We start from the raw sequence: 1,788 nt of genomic DNA on the forward strand, positions 1-1,788 counted from the left end.
ACCTGATACTCGGCGGCGGTCAGGGCATCCACCCACAGGCCGCGATCGGTTTCGATGCCGATCACCACCTGAGTGGGATCCTCGGCATGCTCGGCGATCAGCTCGTGCAGCACCCGCACGCCGGCCAGGCCTTCGGGTAGCCGCCGCGACGCCAGCTTGTCGCCGGCGTCGTTCATCAGATACACGTCGTGGTGGTCTTCTGCCCAGTCGTCTCCGACGAACAGCATCGATTGGCCTCCCTTGGTTCAGTTGCCGATGCATCCTTTTCGAGCCCCGGTGTTCAGCTCGGCGGCGAATGAGCCAGACGTTGTCGTCGGGCATGGGATGGCCTCGCACCGAACAGATGACCATCACCCGCGGCGACGGCCGACATCGATGGGGCGGGGCGGGACGCAGAGGCTCGTCGCTGTTTCAAGTGGGTTGATCTTGTCCTGTTGAGGCGGGGTTCGGGTTCGGTGGCAAGCCGACCCGCACCGCAGGCGCCCCCGGGCGCCGAGGAGTGGAAGCGGCGCGGCAGCCTTCTCGTGGTTGACCGGCGCACCGGTCGGGTCGTTGACTGTGTGACTGTGTGACTGTCGGTTATCGCACGTTGGAAGGGCGGCTGGTATGGATGAGTCCGGATTGTTCACCGCGGCACTGGGTTTGACGTCGCCGTGGCGGGTGAAGTACATCGAGTTCGACCAACAGGGGGCGCGGCTGGATCTGTATCTGGACTTTGCGCGCGGCGCCCGGTTCGGCTGCCCAGCCAAGGACTGCGGCCAGCGGTCGTGCCCGGTGCATGACACCGCCGACAAGACGTGGCGGCACATGGATTTCTTCCAGCACAAGGCGTTTCTGCATGCTCGGCTGCCGCGGGTGCGCTGCCCGGAGCACGGGGTGCGCCAGGTCGGGGTGCCGTGGGCGCGGGAGGGGTCGGGGTTCACGCTGCTGTTCGAGGCGCTGTTGTTGCAGTTCGCGGCGGCGATGCCGGTGCGCAAGGTCGCCGAGATGACCCGCGAGCACGACACCCGGATCTGGCGGGTACTCGACCATCACGTGGCCGCCGCCCGCGGCTGCGCGGACTACTCGCAGGTCAGCCAGGTCGGCATGGACGAGACCGCCGCCGCCCGGGGCCAGGACTACGTGAGCATCTTCGCCGACATGACCCGCGGGCGGGTGCTGTTCGCCACGCCCGGCCGCGACGGCGACACGGTGGCCCGCTTCGCCGCCGACCTGCGCGCGCATGGCGGGTACCCCGAAGCGGTCTCCGACACCAGCTCGGACATGAGCGCCGCCTACATTTCCGGGATCGGCGAGCACCTGCCGAACGCCGCGATGACCTTCGACCGCTTCCATGTCGCGGCCAAACTGTCCGAAGCCGTCGACGCGGTCCGCCGCGACGAGGTCAAGGCCCGCCCGGAACTGACCGGCACCCGCTGGCTGTGGCTGAAGAACCACTGGAACCTCTCGGCGAAACAACAGGCCGAACTGTTCGCCCTGACCCGGCCCTCGGCGCGGCTGGCCACCGCACGGGCGCTGCGCTGGCGCGAGGACTTCCAGGCCTTCTACGACCAGCCCCCGCACTACGCCCAGGAGTACCTGCGGCGCTGGTGCTACGGCGCCAAACGCTCACGCCTGCAACCGATCAAGGACTTCGTCGCGATGGTGGAACGACACTGGCACGGCATCGTCGCCTGGCACGCCAGCCGATTGAACAACGGGCTGCTGGAAGGGATCAACTCCCTCGTGCAAGCCGCCAAGGCCCGCGCCCGCGGCTACCGCAACAAACACAACATGATCACCATGATC

The 1,788-nt window shown here is 67.7% G+C and carries 2 protein-coding genes; one reads left to right on the plus strand and one right to left on the minus strand.

Going from position 1 to position 1,788, the window contains the following annotated elements; genetic code table 11:
- A partial coding sequence (locus WA944_RS11415) for an IS110 family transposase (protein WP_526646960.1) occupies positions 1-227 on the minus strand: 227 nt, incomplete at its 3' end.
- 379 nt (positions 228-606) lie between these two features.
- Here WA944_RS11415 and WA944_RS11420 point away from each other — a divergent pair.
- On the plus strand, positions 607-1,788 hold a 1,182-nt coding region (locus WA944_RS11420), incomplete at its 3' end, for an ISL3 family transposase (RefSeq protein WP_526646962.1).

The organism is Mycobacterium sp., assembly GCF_049683355.1.
Taxonomy (GTDB): domain Bacteria; phylum Actinomycetota; class Actinomycetes; order Mycobacteriales; family Mycobacteriaceae; genus Mycobacterium.